General features: G+C 60.2%; 16 protein-coding genes. 6 read left to right on the plus strand and 10 right to left on the minus strand.

Annotation, left to right across the window (positions count from 1 at the left end):
• Positions 1–53 precede the first annotated feature (53 nt).
• On the minus strand, positions 54–2252 hold the full coding sequence (locus tag QRN50_RS04810; protein ID WP_096127391.1) for an autotransporter outer membrane beta-barrel domain-containing protein: 2199 nt from the start codon (positions 2250–2252) through the stop codon (positions 54–56).
• A 296-nt stretch (positions 2253–2548) separates the two neighbouring features.
• Positions 2549–4627 carry a hypothetical protein gene (locus QRN50_RS04815; RefSeq protein WP_096127392.1) on the minus strand — a complete coding sequence of 693 codons (2079 nt, stop codon included), beginning with the start codon at positions 4625–4627 and terminating at the stop codon, positions 2549–2551.
• A 409-nt stretch (positions 4628–5036) separates the two neighbouring features.
• On the opposite strand from QRN50_RS04815, the gene QRN50_RS04820 reads away from it, so the two are divergent.
• The 3 genes from QRN50_RS04820 (at position 5037) to xopAW (ending at position 7691) form a co-directional block, all read left to right on the plus strand.
• On the plus strand, positions 5037–5786 hold the full coding sequence (locus tag QRN50_RS04820; RefSeq protein ID WP_024640732.1) for a response regulator: 750 nt from the start codon (positions 5037–5039) through the stop codon (positions 5784–5786).
• Positions 5783–6817: a sensor histidine kinase gene (locus QRN50_RS04825; RefSeq protein ID WP_011267386.1), complete on the plus strand. Its 1035-nt coding sequence runs from the start codon at positions 5783–5785 to the stop codon at positions 6815–6817. Before QRN50_RS04820 ends, QRN50_RS04825 begins: the two co-directional genes overlap by 4 nt.
• 115 nt (positions 6818–6932) lie before the next feature.
• Complete coding sequence (xopAW, locus tag QRN50_RS04830; protein WP_060400599.1) at positions 6933–7691, plus strand: XopAW family type III secretion system calcium-binding effector; 759 nt, start codon at positions 6933–6935, stop codon at positions 7689–7691.
• A gap of 45 nt (positions 7692–7736) precedes the next feature.
• On the opposite strand, the gene QRN50_RS04835 is transcribed toward xopAW, so the two are convergent.
• The 8 genes from QRN50_RS04835 to QRN50_RS04870 all read right to left on the minus strand — a co-directional run bounded on the left by QRN50_RS04835 (position 7737) and on the right by QRN50_RS04870 (position 14074).
• Complete coding sequence (locus QRN50_RS04835; protein WP_003406124.1) at positions 7737–8783, minus strand: AI-2E family transporter; 1047 nt, start codon at positions 8781–8783, stop codon at positions 7737–7739.
• Positions 8784–8852: 69 nt separating this feature from the next.
• Positions 8853–9671, minus strand: a complete 819-nt coding sequence (locus QRN50_RS04840) for a DUF4892 domain-containing protein (RefSeq protein WP_032620619.1) — start codon at positions 9669–9671, stop codon at positions 8853–8855.
• Positions 9672–9810: 139 nt separating this feature from the next.
• A complete protein-coding gene (locus QRN50_RS04845) occupies positions 9811–10665 on the minus strand; it encodes an alpha/beta hydrolase (protein ID WP_060400601.1) in 855 nt (284 codons plus the stop codon).
• Positions 10662–11471 carry an alpha/beta fold hydrolase gene (locus QRN50_RS04850; protein ID WP_096127393.1) on the minus strand — a complete coding sequence of 270 codons (810 nt, stop codon included), beginning with the start codon at positions 11469–11471 and terminating at the stop codon, positions 10662–10664. The genes QRN50_RS04845 and QRN50_RS04850 overlap by 4 nt, the downstream gene beginning before the upstream one ends.
• A 250-nt stretch (positions 11472–11721) precedes the next feature.
• Positions 11722–12165, minus strand: a complete 444-nt coding sequence (locus QRN50_RS04855) for a hotdog fold thioesterase (RefSeq protein ID WP_058398554.1) — start codon at positions 12163–12165, stop codon at positions 11722–11724.
• A 62-nt stretch (positions 12166–12227) separates the two neighbouring features.
• A complete protein-coding gene (sixA, locus tag QRN50_RS04860) occupies positions 12228–12683 on the minus strand; it encodes a phosphohistidine phosphatase SixA (protein ID WP_003406129.1) in 456 nt (151 codons plus the stop codon).
• Entirely contained in the window at positions 12680–13024 is a 345-nt protein-coding gene (locus tag QRN50_RS04865) for a DUF4389 domain-containing protein (RefSeq protein WP_003343544.1), read from the minus strand. Before QRN50_RS04865 ends, sixA begins: the two co-directional genes overlap by 4 nt.
• Before the next feature lie 24 nt (positions 13025–13048).
• Entirely contained in the window at positions 13049–14074 is a 1026-nt protein-coding gene (locus QRN50_RS04870; RefSeq protein WP_096127394.1) for an NAD(P)H-dependent glycerol-3-phosphate dehydrogenase, read from the minus strand.
• 284 nt (positions 14075–14358) lie between these two features.
• Here QRN50_RS04870 and QRN50_RS04875 point away from each other — a divergent pair, with 284 nt between their 5' ends.
• The 3 genes from QRN50_RS04875 to fabB all read left to right on the plus strand — a co-directional run bounded on the left by QRN50_RS04875 (position 14359) and on the right by fabB (position 18267).
• Positions 14359–16296 (plus strand): ATP-binding protein, encoded by a 1938-nt coding sequence (locus QRN50_RS04875; protein WP_011267381.1) that lies wholly within the window; start codon positions 14359–14361, stop codon positions 16294–16296.
• A gap of 221 nt (positions 16297–16517) precedes the next feature.
• Complete coding sequence (gene fabA, locus QRN50_RS04880) at positions 16518–17033, plus strand: 3-hydroxyacyl-[acyl-carrier-protein] dehydratase FabA (protein WP_003316569.1); 516 nt, start codon at positions 16518–16520, stop codon at positions 17031–17033.
• 10 nt (positions 17034–17043) lie between these two features.
• The gene (gene fabB, locus QRN50_RS04885; RefSeq protein WP_003406135.1) at positions 17044–18267 is read left to right on the plus strand and encodes a beta-ketoacyl-ACP synthase I; all 1224 of its coding nucleotides are present in this window, start codon (positions 17044–17046) and stop codon (positions 18265–18267) included.
• Positions 18268–18876 lie beyond the last annotated feature (609 nt).

An 18876-nucleotide genomic window follows, 5' to 3' on the forward strand; every position in this document is an offset into this window, starting at 1 on the left:
GTTGGCGCATCAGCGTCCAGCGATCAGACATCATCCGCCCCGCTTCGCTGTCGCTACCAGCTGTAACGCAAGCCTGCACTGGCGCCCCACGGCTGTTCGATGGCATCGCCATTGCTGTAATCGAAATCAGCATGCAACTGCAGGTTGTCAGACAGCGACACCGAAACGCCCGTCCCCAATTCGCCACGGGAACCGGAGAGGTCGTTGTTGAACACGTTGTCATTGACCTTGACCTCGTTCCTGTTGACGAATTCGTGAGCCACGGCAACCCGCACATAAGGTTGCAGCGTACGTCCTTTGCCCAGGTCGAAACTGCGCCCCGCCGTCGTACCGACCTTGCCGAGCAGCGATCGGCTGCGGTCACCTTCAGCACGCATACCGTTGTCCAGTGCGTAGTCCTTGCCCTGAACGACCAGGCCCGCCAGCTGGGTGTAGGGTTCGAGAAAATAACCGTTGTCCAGTTTGATGTGCCGCCCCAGCTCCAGCGATGCGCCAACCCCCAGATTGTCGTAGTTGCCGCGCGTGCGGGAACCATCGCTGAGATTGACTCTGGCCTTGTTTTTGAACTGATTGAGTTTGATCACGCCATCGATGTAGTAGCCGCTCTCGCTGTTCAGCCAGGTGCTGTAAGCGCCCAGCGAATAGCTGTCGACCTTGCCACTGGCACCGTGATCCAGACTGAGGTCAGAGGTGCTCTGCCCGATCATCACGCCCGCCAGCCATTGCCCCGCCCCCACAGGCAGCTTGCCATCTGCGCCGAGCGCGACACCACTCTGAACCTGCTGATATCCGAAGCCTGAGGCGTCGGCCACATTGAATTTGTTGCCGTAGGTACGTATCCAGCCGCCAGAACGGGCCTCATCCATGCGCAACTCGCCCATGCGCGAACGTAACGTACTCAACTCCCCATACCAGACAGTCGGCGCAGTGTTGAACAACGCCATGACAGTCTGTGCGCCGGGGCTGATGGTTCGGGTGGCGGTATCCAGATACCAGTCATTGTCGCCCTGCTTGATCAGGTCATAGGACCAGGCGCCCAGATCCACTGCGCCGCCTGCGAGCGAGAAGCTGGCATCGCCGGCTGCCGCATGCACGATGTGCAGGCTGGTATCGCTGAGCGGATCGACACCCGTGCTACCGACAAGCAAGGTATGACTGCCGGTCGCGCTGCCCGTGATGTCAAGAAAGTCATTGGCCTTGCCAGCGAAATCCACGTCCATCATGAACGTGCCGCTCCCTGACAGGCTTGCGAGTGACAAGGTGTAAAACGAGGCCGCGTCGCCAAACCTGACCGACCCACCGTCCATGGCCAATGCATTCACCTGACCGTTCTCGACCATCACCCACTGGCCCTGACTACTGAGCGACAGGCTGGAGACGTTCTCCAGGCGCCCGGTCAGGGTCGCGTTATTTTGCAGTGACAGGCTGGCGGTACTGCCCGCATCCGCCGATACATCGCCCAGCAGATGGCTGTTGTCCACGGTCATGTGCGCCGTTGAACCGTTGATCAACTCCAGTATCTTGCCATTGCCGCCGGTCAGCGTAGAACCATTGTTGACCTGGATATCGGCAGTCGCGGGCGCGCCGGTGGGCGTTCCGACGGTCAGCGCCGACCCCGTGATGCCTTCGACCCGGGTTCCGTCCAGGACCAACTGATTGCTTGAGGGTACGGCCGGGTCAGCGCGCAAGCGCACGCCATATTGCTGCCCGGTGATGGTGCTGCCGGACGCCTTCACCGTGGAGTCCCACATCTCCATGCCTCTGCCATTGGCGCCAGTGGCCGTTACTGAAGTACCTTCCAGGGTCAGGTTGCTGAGCGAGCCGGCGTTTATCCCGCGATTCGTGGCCGTGATCGTGCTGCCGATGACGGTGGCCGTGGAACCGACCAGTCGTGCACTTTCATTGCCCATCCCCAGGCCATCCGCGCCACCTGTCAGCACGCTACCGACAATCAACGCATCTGCCCCGGTCAACGATACGGCTGAAGAGCTGGTGCCCGCACTGACCTGACTGCCAGTGAGCGTCAGCTTGGCGCCGGTGATCGTGGATATTTGCAGGGTAGTCGCGCCGTTGGCTGTCAGATTTCCGGTGCTGACAACCCGATAACTGTCCAGCGGGCCTGTTGCATCGATGGTCTGCGGCGCATTGACAAGTATTTGCGCAAAGGCATGACTGCCAGGCAGCAAGGGAGAGAGAAAAATAACGGTTTTCAATGTCCATGAAAGCGGACGCAGCACGAATGGAGCATTCATGACGATGCATTACCTTGAGGTAAACCTGGTTGAACCCCGTGACGACGGCCCGAAAGCGGTCTCGGGAAAGAGGCCGAAAGACTACGGGGATCCAACCGAATGCTCTGTAGGACGTTTCCTAGGTAAACGTAGGGAGGTTCTGACAGCAGAGGATCGTCGGGGAAATACCGATAAGCGTAGGTGACATGACCCGGTACGCACCGACATTCCTAAACCGTTTGGGAGCAACCTGAGCCTGCTTATACCCGGCAGGGTGACTGCGGCAGGCCGCAGGCACCCTCTGCCGGTGACCCTCCTTAGTTTTTCGCTGGTTGAGCTGTTTTGAGCACGATAGGACAAGGCCCGGTTGCGTCGTACATCCCTACCCGGGCGGTGGTTTCCAGCGAGGTAATGGTTTCGCCTCCCATGTTGAAGGAGTACTTGATCCTCGCGCTCCCGTTTGGGCTGCTGCCTGAAGGATCGTAGATGGGCAGAATGTGTTTATCGTAGGGGGTGACCAGCCAGGTGAAACCGGTGACAGGATGGCTGGCTCCCAGCGAGATAACCTCGTCTTTTTCGGTACCGGCAATAGGATCTTCGCCTGTAGGTCCCCCGGAGCCATACCAGTGCAAAGTGACAGTTTCACCGTCCGACAGATATTTCGAAAGATCTGGAACGCGAACCCGTATACCCGGTTCATCCGGGCCAGGATTCCCGATGCCATCGGCAAAGAGTGAGTCGCAGTTCAACCAGCCGTTTGAACTGGTGCCCTCAAAGAGCGGTGCGTCCGGGGTGATGACAATGGCACTTACGTTGACCAGCGTGTCCGGCGAGTGTGTCGTGTTTTCTGAATCGGGCGCATGGATGCGGTAATGAACCGGCAAGTCAGCGCGATTGCCTTCATAATCGATATAACTCCAGGGTATTTCAACCTCACGCTCGGAGCCTGCCGTGTCAGAAACAGCCACGGTGTATTGCGCCTCTGCTACATGGCTCGTGCCCCAGTAGAAATCGATAATTTCTCCCGGTTGAAGCTTTTCATACAGTTTGAAAGTGACCTTGGCAGCCTGGTTGTTGTCCGCTGCTGTCAGGACGTTCACTAAATTGGACGTCTGGCCACGGACTTCGACCGGCAGTAATGCGTCGTTGACCGGATCCGGCCACTCAGGATCGGTGATCGGGTCGGGTCCGATAGTGGCGAAATTGACATTGACGCTGGTGCTTTTCACTTCGGACGGAACGACGCCACGCAGGATTCGATAACTCACATCGGTGGCCTGGACGCCGCCAGTCACTTGATTGTATTGATCACGCAGAACCGGATCAGGGACCCTGATCGACACCGGAAACTCCGGGAAGCTGCCGACTTCCTCGGATCGTAGCGGTTCAGTGCCCCAGGTGACTTCGATACGGTCGGTCGGCTTCCAGTTATCGAACGAGTGGATCAACACTTCGACCCCGAGTCTCGCATCAGGCAGGTTGATCAACTTTTCTGGTGGCTCTGCCAATGGCACTTCGGGGTCTTGCAGGTTGTCGGCCAATGGCCCCAGCGCCACGTCTATGCGCTTGTAGTTGGAGAGCGGGCTACGGTTGGTGGCTTTGTCCCTGAGGAAGTAAGCCACGTAATAGGGCTCGTCCCTGGACGAGTCAATGGCCGAAACGGGGTATGTCACCGTATTATTCGTCGGGCGTTCCACTTCAACGAAATCGACCTGAGGCGGCAGATCTGCGGGATCGTCTGGCAACGGTGTGCCGACCCAATAAAAGGCTACCATGTCGCCGGGTTTCCAGTCGTCATAGTCAGGCAGCGTGCCGACCAGACCACCCGGATTATCATCCAGAAACGCCTGGGTCAACTGATCTGTATTCAGAATCATCTGTCCAGGCTCAAGATGTCCGCCCGGCGGCGTGGTATCGACGATCAGGTTGATCGATGGGCTGACGGTCTCTTGATCATTCGGCTGTCTGATCCGGTAGCGCAGACTGTAAGCACCGTCTGCAGGCTTGTCGAAGCCGGGCAGAAAACTGCTCAACGGAATCTCGATCTTCTTGGGAAAGGTACCAGGGGCCACCGGTGCCGTAACGGTATCGGTAAACACCACGGTAAACTTGTCGTCATCTGGCGCCGTACCGATGGCCCACTCTATTGAAAACGTATCGAAGTCACCCGGGTCAGTGACCAGTCCTGCCCACTGAGGCAGGGTGACCTCGAGAAATTCGCCAGCCAGGACATCCTTGTTCAGCGTTCCATCGGCCGGGTCCACAATGCCCGCCACCTGTGCCGGGGCAAGGTCTGCGTCGAGCCCTGAACCGCGTTGACTGCGCGCCAGCCGGTAGGCGATACGCGCTTTTTTTTTGTCATCCAACGTTGCTGTTGTTTTTGAATCGACCATCATCAGCACTCCCTTGCTATCCGATTGCCGCCCTGTTTATGTAGAAAACGTGCGGGCGGATTGATAATGCGCCCAGGGCCTGCTGCCATTTCATCCCGAGCCGCGATGAAACGGCAACAGACCCTGGCCTTCTCGACAAAAGTTTGTCTGCCAGAACCAGCCGTCCAGGCCAGTAGCCCGTTCGATTAAACGGTAGTTGCGCGACACTGGATACTGTCAGAACTACCAGGGGCGCGCTTCGCAGGGCACGCTCGACAGGCGTCTCGTATCAATCTCGATACATTTATGACATGCCCCCGACATTCGGTCGCGCCACCCTACCGCCGAGCCTCCCGGCGAAGTAGCATGAGGGGCAGCGTTGATCTTCAACAGCAGCCAGTCCATGGCGGCACAAGCAGGCGACAGACGCATTATGCAAGCACTTCCCGACACTACCCTGGATGCCACATCGACCGATCAGCGCTGGAGCGTTCGTGCGCTGATCGTCGATGACGATGTGGCCATTCGCGAACTGCTCTGCGACTACCTGACGCGCTTCAATATCAACGCCCGTGGCGTCACCGATGGCACGCAGATGCGTCAGGCACTGACCGACGAAACCTTCGACGTGGTGGTGCTGGACCTGATGCTGCCCGGTGAAGACGGCCTGTCACTGTGCCGCTGGCTGCGCAGTACGTCGGACATCCCGATCCTGATGCTGACCGCCCGCTGCGAACCGACTGACCGGATCATCGGCCTGGAACTGGGTGCCGACGATTACATGGCCAAACCGTTCGAGCCGCGCGAACTGGTCGCGCGCATCCAGACTATTCTGCGCCGGGTCCGTGACGAGCGCAGCGATCAGCGCACCACCATTCGTTTTGACGCCTGGCGCCTGAACAGCGTCCTGCGTCAGTTGACCGCGGCCGATGGCCTGGTGGTGCCGCTGTCCAACGCCGAGTTTCGTTTGTTACGCGTGTTTCTCGAACGGCCACACCGGGTGCTGAGCCGTGAACAGTTGCTCGATGCAGCCCGAGGCCGCTCGATCGAGGCGTTTGACCGCAGTATCGATTTGCTGGTCTCGCGTCTGCGCCAGAAGCTCGGCGATGACCCGAAGAATCCGCAACTGATCAAGACCGTGCGCGGTGAAGGCTATCTGTTCGATGCCAGGGAGCTGGGTTGATCCGCAGATTCGATACGCTGTTTGCGCGACTGTTTGGTGGCGCTCTGTTGGCTATCCTGCTGGCGCACCTGCTGGCTTTCATCTGGTTCACCCAGTACGGCATGCGCCCCCCGCCGCCAACGCCCAACGAGTTCAACGCCGAGCATGGGCAATTCGATCAGCGGCCCATGCACAGACCGCCGATCCTCGGTGGCCCGCTCATATTGCTGTTCTTCCAGTTCATCACCCTGATCATTGCCGCGTGGTATGGCGCCAAGGCCCTCAGCCGTCCCGTGCGGAGCCTGAGCGAAGCCGCCGAACGCCTGAGTGAAGACCTCGACAGCCCGCCACTGGAAATCAGCGGCCCGCAGGAAGCCCGACAGGCTGCGCAGACGTTCAATCTGATGCAGCGCAAGATCCGCGAACAGATGCAGCAGCGCGGGCGCATGCTGGCAGCGGTCTCCCATGATCTGCGCACGCCCCTTTCGCGGCTCAAGCTGCGTGTCGAACAGATCGAGGAGCCCAGGCTGCACGGCCAGATGACTCAGGACCTCAATGACATGATCAGCATGCTCGACGCCACGCTTGCCTACCTCAATGAGCACCGGCGCAGCGAAGGCCTGCAGCAGTTCGACCTGCAGGCGCTGATCGAGTCGCAGGCCGAGAATGCCCAGGACAATGGCGACGACGTGCAATACGAAGGCCAGTGCAAGCCGCTCAAGACGCAGCCGATGGCACTGCGCTCGTGCCTGCAGAATCTGGTCGACAACGCTCTGCGTTATGCCGGCAGCGCGCGCATTGTGATTGAGGACAGCGCCGATCACGTGCGCATATCCGTCGTTGATCACGGACCAGGGATTGCGCCCGAGTTTCACGAGACGGTATTCGAACCGTTCTTTCGCCTGGAAAGCTCGCGCAATCGCAACTCCGGCGGAATCGGCATGGGCATGAGTATCGCCCGGGAAGCGGCGCGGCGTATCGGCGGCGAGCTGTCGCTTGCGCAAACCCCGGGCGGCGGCCTGACGGCAATACTGGTCCTGCCACGCCTCTGACATATTCTGTATCACGCCACGTACAAAGCTTACATTCCCTCGACAACTGACGCCCCGAGGCTGCAAAAGCCGGTACACCGTTATCGGGCACATTCATCTCAGGGGAGTGAGACCAATGATCAGTGGAATAAGCAGCAGTTTCTCCAGCTACACCAGTTCGACCAGTGCAACCTCCAGCACCAGCAACAAGAAGTTTCAGGAAGAACTTTTGGCCAAGCTGGATACCGATGGCGACGGCAGCATTGCCAAGAACGAGCTGAGCTCGGCCCTGTCGTCGAACAGCAAGGATGGTGTCACGGTGAGCCTGAGCAAGGCGTTCAGCGACCTGGACAGCAATGACGATGACAGCCTGGATGCCGACGAGCTGGCCGCCATGACACCACCTCCGCCGCCGCCCATGCAGTCGGTCGACGAGCAGGCAGAAGACCTGCTCGGCGCGCTGGACAGCGATGGCGACGGCGCAATCAGCAGCGACGAGCTGACCACGGGGCTGAGCAATACGGGCAGCACGGCAAACAGCAACCAGGTGTTCGATGCACTGGACACTGACGAAGACGGCACAGTCAGCCTTGAAGAGCTGGTCGCCGGCATGCAGCCGCAACAGCCTTCTGCCGGTATGTCGTCTGCGCAGGTGAGCACTTCCAGTGCCACTGAAAGCACCAGCCTGTTCAGTACGCTGGACAGCAATAGCGACGACAGTATCAGCGCTTCCGAGTTGTCTGCCGCATTGAAGCAGAGTGACAGCACCATTGATCAGGGCAATACCGACCAGATCGCCACTCAGGCCTTGAACAAGATGATCGCCGCACTCAGCGAAAAATATGACACCCAGAGCAGCAAGCCAGTCGGCAAGTACCTGGACACCGCTGCGTAAGGCGAGGCTCCGCCGCGCGTCAGGGCGCGGCGGAAACTTTCGCCGTCAGCGGCTGCGGGCACGTTCGCTGCCGACCCAGTCGGTCAACAGGCTGTAAGCGACTGCCAGCAGCGTCGGGCCGATGAACAGGCCGATGAAGCCAAAGGCCAGCAAGCCTCCGAACACACCCAGCAAGACAATCACCAGCGGTAGATTGCCGCCCCTGCTGATCAGGTATGGCTTGAGCACGTTGTCCACGCCACTGATGATGAACATCCCCCAGATGCCCAGAAATATCGCCATGCCGTACTCGCCCTGCCAGACCAGCCAGGCAGTGGCAGGCAGCCAGACCAAGGGCGGGCCCATCGGAATCAGACTGAACAGAAAGGTCAGAATCCCCAGCACCAGTGCACCGGGAATGCCCGCGATCAGGAAGCCGATCAGCGCCAGCACCGCCTGGGCCGCTGCCGTACCGATGACCCCGTTGACTACGCGTTGCACCGTGCCGGCGACCAGATCCAGATAATACTGGGCGCGCTCCCCGATCAGGCGTTCCAGCAGGCTGAGCACGAAGGCGGCCAGCCGCGGACCGTCCCTGTAGAAGAAGAAGGCGAAGACGATGCTCAGGGTCAGCTCCAGAATCCCGCTGCCGATCTGCGCACTGCGTGCCAGAATCCAGTTACCGACCTGACCCAGATGCGGCTTGAGCGTCGCCATGAATGCCGCGCCTTGCTGATCGATGGTGGTCCACAGCGCTACCAGTCTTTCGCCCACCAGCGGAATACCCGCCAGCCATTGCGGTGGGTCGGGCAAGCCGTCGACCTGAATGTCCTTGATCAGGCCCGTGGCGTCACGCACATGGTCGGCGAGATTGAAGCCCAGCCACACCAGCGGTGCCGCAACCAGCAGCATCCAGCACAAGCACATCACCAACGCGGCCAACGACTCGCGGCCCTTGAACCAGCGGGTCAGCAAACGCATCAGCGGCCAGCTGGCGAAGGCCAGCACCGCGCCCCAGACCAGCGCCGACCAGAACGGCGCCATCACCCAGAGGCAGGCACCAAACAGCGCCAGCAGCAGAATCTGCACCAACAGACGGTCATTGTTGAACATGCGCCATTCACTAAAAAGGATCGGAGAGAGCGAGCATAATGGCGAACCTGCCAGTCCGCCATCGCTGTTCTAGCGGATAACCTCGATCTTGAGCCCCTTGCCTTCAGTGACGCCAGCCTCGAGCCGGGCAGCGCGAACGCCTTTGGTGATCAGGGCGTCAAGCCAGGCGCCGGCACTGGGTCCGGACACCGTGGCGCGCAGGCCACTGTCCTGGTTAAGGGCGCGGGAAACCAGAGTAACCCAGGCATCCTGTGGCTCGCCGCTCAGGCGCGGAAGTTCCAGCGTGCCGGTGCTTCGCAATTGGCGCAGCAAGGTGGCCGAGGTCGGCAGCAGTTCGCCCAGTGGCGCAGCGGATTCAAACTGCTCGACGTGCAGGTAGGCACGGCGGTTGCCACGGGTGATGCTGTAAAGCGCTACCAGCGTGTCATTGCGCGGTTCTGCCAGACGCAGCAGCAGGTAAGCCTGGCGGTCATCCGCGCCATACAGTTTGGCGTTGCCGAACACTTCGTTGGCCCACAGGCTGCTTTCTCCGCAGTCGCGCGCCTGACACCAGAACAGCAGCTCGGCACCCTGCTGCTGCAAGGCTTCGCGCGCCGCAGTGAAAGCGTCGTCGGCAGTGCGCTCGGCAGGTAATTGATAGGTGACAGACGTCAGATTGCCGCGCGCACTGACCTGTCCGTCGAAACGCAACTGGCCGCTGATCTTGCGGATCGAGCCCATCGGGTAGACCCGCTCGAGCTCGGCAGCCGGACGATAATCGACGATTTCCGTGTCGGCCAGACGCGGCAGAATCTGCAGATCGCTGCTGCCTGTTACATCGGCGGCGCACAGCACAGCGCTGAACATCGACAGGCACAAGGCGACAACGGGAACACTTGATAAACGCATGAGTGCTCTCATTGGCAGGCAAGCAGGGAACGAAAATATAAAAGATCGCCAGCGAGGCGGTCACCAGAGGCTGCGGATTGATCCATCACGGTTGACTCCTGTTTCAACCCGCCCAGCGTCGGCAGTTGCCGGGCTCAAGTCAAGAAGCAGCGAAGAAGCGATTGATACAGTGTGCAACAGCGCTCGCGCCCTGCTCGTCGTCCAGGTGCAGATGATGACCGCCTTCAAGCTGCACGACGTCGAAAGGCAGCCCGGACAGCATGAGCTGGTTTTTCGCCAGCATGCCGTCCTTGGCGACCAGCAGTTGCGTCGGACAACGGATAGCGTTGACGAAAGACATCGCCTGCTGAGGTGTAAGACGAATCGCAGATGGCAACGTCAGGCGGCTGTCGCTGCGCCAGGTATAGCCGCCGGGTACCGGCATCAGACCGCGCTGGGCGAGTAATTCGGCAGCCTCGCGACTGACCGGGACGACGCCTTTCATACGCGCCTGAACAGCGCGTTGCTGATCCTCGTAAACCGGCTTTTTCTTGCCCGACAGCCTGAGCTGCGCCTGCAGCGCGGAGCCCATCCGCTCGGCGGCGGATTCGGGGTCGCCGGTCAAGGGAATCAAACCGTCGATCAGTGCCAGCCGCGTGACACGCTCCGGCAACGACCCGGCCAGCAATACCGAAATGATCGCGCCCAGTGAATGGCCCATCAGGGCAAAGCGCTGCCAGCCCAATTGCTCGGCGACCTGCAGCACGTCGAACACGTAGTCGGCCAGCGCATAGGACGCCCCGGCAGGCCGATGCTGTGAATGACCATGCCCGGCCAGATCGAGCGCTACGATGCGCAGGCCCTCCAGTCGCGGTGCCAGGCGGGCAAAACTGTTGGCATTGTCGAGCCAGCCGTGCACGGCAATCACCGGCTGGCCGTCCTCGGGGCCGTAAAGATGGGCAGCCAGTTCGATATGCCCCAGATTGAAACGCACTTCCTCCACGCTAAACGTCACGCCGTCACCCTTGAGGCGCTACGCGCGTCCCAGCGAGCCAGCAGCGTCTTGAGCAGCCATGCGGTTTCATCCGGTCGTTCAAGGGGAAACATGTGCCCTCCGGGCATGGACAGGTATTCGCCTTCGCGCATGCGTCGGGCCAGATAACCATGATGAGGCATGATCACCCGGCTGTGTTTGCCGCGCACCATGGCCAGCGGCACCTTGAGTTGCCGTGACGGCACCGGGCTGGTGTGCGGGATGCTGCGGTAGATGCTGATCTCGGTCGCCGGGTCGAAGCGCAGACGCCACTGCCCGCCCTCCTCGCGCAGACCGTGTTGCAGGTAAGCGGTCAGACAGTCGGGATCGAAGCGGCTGAACAGGGTCTTGCCCGCGAAGTAGGCGCGTGCCGACGGCAGATCGTCAAACGCCTCACGTCGGCCCAGGGTGCGACCCGCTGGCGTGATGCGGTCGATAAAGCCCAGCCGCTTGGCGGCGCGTATGAACAACTGGTCAGCCAGCCCCAGCACCGGCGAATCGAGCATCACCACGCCCCGGTAGAGTTCCGGGCAGCGCAATGCGGCATGCAGGTGCAACACGCCACCGAGCGAGTGCCCTACCCCCCACACCGGGCCCGGCTGCTCACGCAGATGGTGGATCAGCTCATCGACCAGACTCAGCCAATTGTCATCCACCGGAAAACGCGGGTCATGGGCATGCTGCTCAAGATGAGTCACCGAATACTCCGGTGCCAGCGCGCAAAACAGCTTGCTGTACGTCGCCGAAGGGAAGCCATTGGCGTGAGCAAAAAACACCGGTTGCGACATGCCGATACTTCCATGAGCGGGCGAGTCACGATTGTGCCAAGTTGCTTCGCAGATCGGCAATGACTGGAACCGCCATCGCAGGTGTCACTCCGGCCATCAGGATGACCCGATACGGCGGTCGGAGCAGCATGAAGGCCTATAAAGCCTGGGTGAACCGGTCCAGGCAAGCCTTTATATAGGCGACCTGAAAACCAAAAGACTGCCTGAAGAGAGCCTTGGCTTAAGCAGAGGGATTAATAGCTGAGAACACTCAATTGACTGGAGGCTCTTTGCCATGCGCTAGGACGGCAACCGTCAGGCGCGAAATGCAGCTTGGCTTGCCTTCGTCGTTGCTGATGCGGATGTCCCATACATGAGTGGTCCGGCCTATGTGCACAGGCCTGACCACACCGGTGACACGCCCGCTACGCACACCACGCAAATGGTTGGCGTTGACCTCCAGCCCGACGCAGAAATACTTGCTCGGGTCGACGATCAGGTAACTGGCCATCGAGCCCAGCGACTCGGCCAGGACCACGGAGGCACCGCCGTGCAGCAGCCCGAAAGGCTGATGGGTACGTTGATCGACCACCATGCTGGCCGTCAGAGAATCATCGGTGAATGCTTCGAAGCGAATATCCAGCACTTCGCCGATGGTGTTTTTTTGAGCCGCCATAAGGGCTTCGATATCGGGAGCCTGACGCCATATGCTCATGCTGAATCCTTTTCCCGGGAGAGCCGCATTCGCGGCGGTCATTCATTGCGCGTACAGGCTGTTCAGACGTGCCTGACGCTGTTGAGGCGCATGCCGCCTGCCACTACGAACTCGCCTTCCAGTTCGGCAAGACTGGCCGTGCTCATCGGCTCGGCCTGTTGCGGACTGCCATGCGCCAGTACCCCGATCAGTTCGCCCACCAAAGGCTGATGGCTGACCAGCAGTACTTCATCGACACCCAGCTTGTCCAGTTGCGCCAGCACCTCACGCGGGCTGCTGTCGGGGGTAAGCCAGGGCGCGGTGACGATCGAGCCATCGAATGCCAACGACTGACGCACCAGCTCGGCAGTCTGTTGTGCACGCACGTAGGGGCTGGCAATGATCCGTTGCACGGGCTTGTCTGTCAGGTGCAGCGCACTTTTCAGCACTTCCTCACGCCCATGTGCAGTCAACTCGCGCTCGGCATCACTGCGCGCCCGCGACTGCGCTTCGCCATGACGCAATACCCAGACCTTCATGGCTTTGGCGCCTCATTGCGCACCGGCTGTGCCGCTGGCGGGACATGATGGGCCACCTCGCCTTCGGGCGCACGCGGCGCTGGCCAGTCGCCGAAAGGCCAGGGTTTGTGGTCGCTGTGAAACGTCCCGAAACGACCGATCTGCGCCAGGTACTGGCTGATGCTGTCGCCGAAGTTCATCAGGCCGCCATTCGGCGCGCCGTAAATCAGGCGATAGACCAATTGCACCAGCACCACGCCCGCCAGGATGATCTGGGCGACGTGCCATACCCCCAGAAACAGCAGCATCCACAGAATGCGCAGCAGGATCGATTCGTTGTGCTGGATTTTCGACTCGTTCAAGACCTTCTCCTGATCAGACTGAATTCAATTAAAGCCGGTAATCGAAATGAAATCGACGTCCGTCTTGGGCTCGGCCCGCATCAGCGCCTCAATGACCTGGCTGAGCGTACGGCCTTCAAAAAGAATCGCATGCAGCCCCGCGACCAATGGCATATAGACCTGCACTTCCTGCGCTTTGACCTTAAGCACCTTGAGGGTGTTCACACCCTCGGCCACCTCGCCCAAACGCGTGACCGCTTCATCCAGCGTCAGCCCCTGGCCCAGCGCAAAACCGACCTGATAGTTGCGGCTTTTCGGCGAGGAACAGGTGACGATGAGATCGCCCACCCCGGCCAGGCCCAGAAAGGTCATCGGGTTGGCGCCCTGGCTGACCGCAAACCGGGTCATTTCCGCCAGCGCCCGGGTGATCAGCATGCTTTTGGTGTTTTCGCCCATGTCCAGCGCCACCGCCATGCCGGCAATAATCGCGTAGACGTTCTTCAGGGCCCCGCCCAGTTCGACACCAAACCGGTCATTGCTGGCATAGACGCGAAAGGTTCGCCCGTGCAATGCAGCCTGAACCTCCAGACACAGTGCCTCGTCTTCGCTGGCAACCACTGTTGCGGTCAGCGCATGTTCGGCGATTTCCCGCGCCAGATTGGGCCCGGACAACACGCCGATACGCGCCTGCGGGACGATCTCTTCGAGGATCTGACTCATGAGCTTGAAGCTCTGCGCTTCGATACCCTTGGTCAGGCTCACCAGCATCTTGCCATTCAGGCGCGCGACATGAGGCGACAACACCGAGCGCAAGGCACTCGATGGCAAGGCGACGAAGATCAGTTCGCTGGCGTCGAGCACCGCCGTCAGGTCGGTGACCGGCTCGACTTCAGGACGAATCCTGATGCCCTTGAGGTAGCGGGGGTTTTCACGATTGACGCGAATGGCCTCAGCCTGCTCCGGATCGCGCATCCACTGACGAACCTGATGGCCGTTCTCGGCCAGCAGATTGGCAATGGCCGTACCGAAGCTGCCACCGCCAAGCACCGCGACGGGTTGCTGTGTGGTCATAAAACTATCCATCCAGAGCCATTCAAGTGGCGATGCCGTCATTATACGGAGCAACACGTTATCGGCCAGCGACAAAGCTGTTCGGTTACGCACTCCGTACGTCATCATTCAACAAGTTCGCTGGAAACACGCGCCATCTCGGTTAACATGCGCGCACAGCATGAATCATCGCGATGGTCGGACTGCCTTGTGCAGCCGGACCGATTCGCGACCACCGGGCGAACAGGCATGGACGCATCAATCGAACCACCTCCGCAATGCGTTGCGCGCGAGGCGCACAGCCGATGAAGTTTCGGCACTGGGACATCAATACCCGCACGCAGATCATCAGCCTTGGCCCTGCCCTGTTGCTGACGGCTTTGCTGATCAGCTTTTTTACCTTCGTACGTATTCAGGACCTGCGTCAGGAGCTCAATCACACCGGGCAACTGATCGCCAATCAACTGGCGACCGCGGTCGAGCCGGGCGTGACCACGGGCGATATCGAGGGGCTCAAGGCGTTGATGCGCGCCACCCTGTCCATGCCCAGCGTTCGCTATGTGGAAATTCAGGACAGCTCCAATACCGCCGTGATCTACATAGACCAGCCGCGTGAAAACGAGCAGCAGACCCGGCAGATGGAAGTCTTCCTCGCCCCCGTCCAACCGCAGCGCACCACCATTCACGGCAATCCCGGCGCGCCGGCCGCAGGAAAAGGCCAACCCGCGCAGGGCGCTTCACAGAGTTATCTGGGGCGGGTTCTGGTGGGCATGTCCAGCGAAGCATTCAGCCGACGTCAGCAGGAGATACTGCTCAAGGCCGGCGTCCTGGCGATGGTCGCCTTGTTGTTCGCCTTTCTGCTGGCGCGCAGCCTGGCCTTGAGCCTGTCCAGACCCATCAGCGATATGGGCGAAGCCCTCAAGGCGATTCAACAGGGCGATTACCACACGCCCATGCCGGTCAGCGATGACGCCGAGCTGGGCGCGCTGGCGCGGCACATCAACAACCTGGCAGAGAACCTGCATCGCGCCAGCCTCGAGCAGCAGCGCTCGGTGGCACAACTGATCCAGACGCGGGAAGAAGCCGAACAGGCCAACCGCGCCAAATCGGATTTTCTGGCCATGATGAGTCATGAGCTGCGTACCCCCATGAACGGCGTACTGGGCATGCTGCAGTTGCTGGAAACCACGCACATGACCCATGAGCAGAGCGAGTACGCGACGCTGGCGACCGAATCCACCGAGCATCTGCTGCGGGTCATCAACGACATCCTCGACTTTTCCCGCATTGAGCGCGATGCCCTGCAAATGGAAGGCATACCGTTCAACCTGGCTGAGCTGGTCAGCGCCTCGACCCACGCCTTCAACCACAGCGCCGCGCAACGCAACCTGCTGCTGGAGCTGCACATTCAGCCAGGCCTGGAGACCATGAACGTCATAGGCGATCCGACCCGCATTCGCCAGATTCTGGTGAACCTGATCGGCAACGCACTTAAATTCACCGAGCGAGGCAAGGTCTGCGTGGACGCCAGGTGGGCAATGCTCGACGATGAGCGGCTGCACTTTACCTGTGCGGTACAGGACAGCGGCATCGGTATCGACGCCGAGCGACTGGAATCGATGTTCGATGCGTTCAAGCAGGCCGATAGCTCCATTTCCAGGCGTTACGGCGGCACGGGGCTGGGGCTGCCGATTGCACGGACCCTGGCCGAACGCATGGGCGGCACCTTGTACGCCGAGAGCAAGGAAGGTTCGGGCTCGTTGTTCACGCTGCAGATCCCCCTGCCCCTCTCGCGCGATGCCTCGGTGGCTATTGCCAAACCGCTGTCGATACTCGATGCACATGGCCGGGAGCGCAGTATCCTGCTGGTCGAAGACAACCCGGTGAACCGCACGGTGGTGCAGGCCATGTTGCGTAATCTGGGATGTGAGGTCGATATCGCCGTCGACGGGGCCGAAGCGGTGATGAAGGCACGTGCAGGCAACCACGCGCTGATTCTCATGGATTGCCGACTGCCGGTCATGGATGGCTACGAGGCCACCCGTCGAATCAGGCAACTTTCCGGGCTGGAACGAATCCCAATCATTGCCCTGACAGCCAACGCGTTACAGGGGGACCGGGACGCCTGTTTGCAGGCAGGAATGGATGATTACCTGCCAAAGCCCTTCAAACATGCTGATTTACAGCAGGTTTTACAGCGCTGGCTGTCCTTTGAAGCACCTGCGACTGGCGATAAATGTTAAATTACGGCAGTCTTGGCATCCAGATCGGCCAGCAAAATCGGCTGAATGACAAAATTCAGTGTACAGGTGTACCTTGATTTCACCTGCGCTGTGACTTTCATTACAACGCAACAGTCTATGAGTAGGCTGCCGGACAGGGTCCTGGCGAAATTATCGCGCCAGGACTGGCGTTCGGGCCAGTGGCGCCACAACCTGCCGCACAAGATTATTGAGGAGCTCGCATGACCAAACAACACGCCTTTACCCGGGAAGACCTGCTGCGCTGCAGTCGTGGCGAGCTGTTCGGCCCAGGTAATGCGCAACTGCCCGCCCCCAACATGCTGATGGTTGATCGCATCACGCACATCAGCGACGAGGGCGGCAAGTTCGGCAAGGGTGAGTTGGTCGCCGAACTGGATATCAATCCGGACCTGTGGTTCTTTGCCTGCCACTTCGAAGGTGATCCGGTCATGCCCGGATGCCTGGGCCTCGACGCCATGTGGCAGCTGGTTGGCTTCTATCTTGGCTGGCAGGGCAACCCCGGCCGTGGCCGCGCCCTGGGTTCAGGCGAAGTGAAGTTTTTCGGTCAGGTTCTGCCTACCGCCAAAAAAGTCACTTACAACATCCATATCAAGCGCGTCCTGAAGGGCAAGCTGAACCTGGCCATCGCCGACGGTTCGGTGAGTGTCGACGGTCGCGAAATCTATACCGCCGAAGGCCTCCGGGTCGGCGTGTTCACTTCCACTGAAAATTTCTAAGGGTACTCGCATGCGCCGCGTCGTTATCACTGGTCTGGGTATTGTTTCCTGCTTGGGCAATGACAAAGACACCGTCACCGCTAACCTGCGTGCTAACCGCCCTGGCATCCGCTTCAACCCGGAATATGCCGAAATGGGTCTGCGTAGCCAGGTTTCCGGCTCCATCGACCTGAATCTGGAAGAACTGATCGATCGCAAGATCTTCCGCTTCGTCGGCCATGCGGCAGCCTATGCCTATCTGGCGATGAAAGACGCCATTACCGATTCGGGCCTGACCGACGAGCAGGTTTCCAACGTGCGTACCGGTCTGATCGCCGGCAGCGGCGGCGCCTCGACCCTGAACCAGATGGAAGCGCTGGATACCCTGCGTGAAAAAGGCGTCAAGCGTGTCGGCCCTTACCGCGTCACGCGGACCATGGGCAGCACCGTTTCGGCCTGCCTGGCCACGCCGTTCAAGATCAAGGGTGTGAACTACTCCATCTCGTCCGCCTGCGCCACCAGCGCACACTGCATCGGCAACGCTGTCGAGCAGATCCAGCTGGGCAAGCAGGACATCGTCTTTGCCGGTGGCGGCGAAGAAGAGCACTGGAGCCAGTCGTTCCTGTTCGACGCGATGGGCGCGCTGTCCACCCAGTACAACGAGACGCCGGAAAAAGCCTCGCGTGCCTACGATGCCAAGCGTGACGGTTTCGTCATTGCCGGTGGTGGCGGCATGGTGGTTGTCGAAGAACTCGAACACGCTCTGGCGCGTGGCGCGAAGATCTACGCAGAAATCGTCGGTTACGGCGCGACCTCCGATGGCTACGACATGGTCGCACCCAGCGGTGAAGGTGCCATTCGTTGCATGAAGATGGCGCTGGGCGATATCGACTCCGGTGCCATTGACTACATCAACACCCATGGCACCTCGACCCCGGTCGGCGACGCCAAGGAAATGGAGGGCGTGCGCGAAGTATTCGGCGCCAACGCTCCGGCGATCAGCTCCACCAAGAGCCTGTCGGGCCACTCGCTGGGCGCCGCAGGTGTCCACGAAGCGATCTACTGCCTGCTGATGATGGAGAACAACTTCATCGCAGGTTCGGCCAACATCGACGAGCTGGACCCGGTGGTTGCCGACATGCCTATCCTGCTCAAGACCCAGGAAGATGCGAAGCTCGATCTGGTCATGAGCAACAGCTTCGGCTTCGGCGGCACCAACGCCACGCTGGTGTTGAAACGCTGGGCGGGCAAGTAATACTGCTTTTGTCGCAAACAAAGAAGGCGCCTTTCGAGGCGCCTTTTTTGTGAGTCGGGCAAAGTGGCTAGTGTTCTTCGGTATATCTACGGGGACAATGGATCTTCAGAACATCTCTCGCTGCTCATGCTCCAGCATGGGAATGCAGCAGAGGACGCAGAGCGTCCAGAACGGCATGCCCACGCGGAGCATGGGCACGATAGTGTTCTCCGGCGCGCCTGCGGGAAATAGTGTTCTCCGGCGCGCCTGCGGGAAGATGGATCTTCAGAACACCTCTCGCTGCTCATGCTCCAGCATGGGAATGCAGCAGAGGACGCAGAGCGTCCAGAACGGCATGCCCACGCGGAGCATGGGCACGATAGTGTTCTCCGGCGCGCCTGCGAGAGATGGATCTTCCGAACACCTCTCGTTCCTCACGCTCCAGCGTGGGAATGCAGCAGAGGACGCAGAGCGTCCAGAACGGCATGCCCACGCGGAGCATGGGCACGATAGTGTTCTCCGGCGCGCCTGCGAGAGATGGATCTTCCGAACACCTCTCGTTCCTCACGCGCCAGTGGACTGCCCCCAAGAAGTTGGACACCAATCCGACCTAATGGGGGTGTTCAAATG

Origin of the sequence: Pseudomonas sp. MEJ108 (assembly GCF_030208985.1) — a bacterium.
GTDB lineage: Bacteria > Pseudomonadota > Gammaproteobacteria > Pseudomonadales > Pseudomonadaceae > Aquipseudomonas > Aquipseudomonas fragariae.

Coding starts and splice junctions, on each gene's coding strand:
- xopAW (WP_060400599.1), top strand. CDS start 6,933: ATGATCAGTGGAATAAGCAGCAGTTTCTCCAGCTACACCAGTTCGACC.
- QRN50_RS04810 (WP_096127391.1), bottom strand. CDS start 2,252: ATGAATGCTCCATTCGTGCTGCGTCCGCTTTCATGGACATTGAAAACC.
- QRN50_RS04855 (WP_058398554.1), bottom strand. CDS start 12,165: ATGAGCATATGGCGTCAGGCTCCCGATATCGAAGCCCTTATGGCGGCT.
- QRN50_RS04840 (WP_032620619.1), bottom strand. CDS start 9,671: ATGCGTTTATCAAGTGTTCCCGTTGTCGCCTTGTGCCTGTCGATGTTC.
- QRN50_RS04835 (WP_003406124.1), bottom strand. CDS start 8,783: ATGTTCAACAATGACCGTCTGTTGGTGCAGATTCTGCTGCTGGCGCTG.
- sixA (WP_003406129.1), bottom strand. CDS start 12,683: ATGAAGGTCTGGGTATTGCGTCATGGCGAAGCGCAGTCGCGGGCGCGC.
- QRN50_RS04820 (WP_024640732.1), top strand. CDS start 5,037: ATGCAAGCACTTCCCGACACTACCCTGGATGCCACATCGACCGATCAG.
- QRN50_RS04870 (WP_096127394.1), bottom strand. CDS start 14,074: ATGACCACACAGCAACCCGTCGCGGTGCTTGGCGGTGGCAGCTTCGGT.
- fabB (WP_003406135.1), top strand. CDS start 17,044: ATGCGCCGCGTCGTTATCACTGGTCTGGGTATTGTTTCCTGCTTGGGC.
- QRN50_RS04875 (WP_011267381.1), top strand. CDS start 14,359: ATGAAGTTTCGGCACTGGGACATCAATACCCGCACGCAGATCATCAGC.
- QRN50_RS04815 (WP_096127392.1), bottom strand. CDS start 4,627: ATGATGGTCGATTCAAAAACAACAGCAACGTTGGATGACAAAAAAAAA.
- fabA (WP_003316569.1), top strand. CDS start 16,518: ATGACCAAACAACACGCCTTTACCCGGGAAGACCTGCTGCGCTGCAGT.
- QRN50_RS04850 (WP_096127393.1), bottom strand. CDS start 11,471: ATGTCGCAACCGGTGTTTTTTGCTCACGCCAATGGCTTCCCTTCGGCG.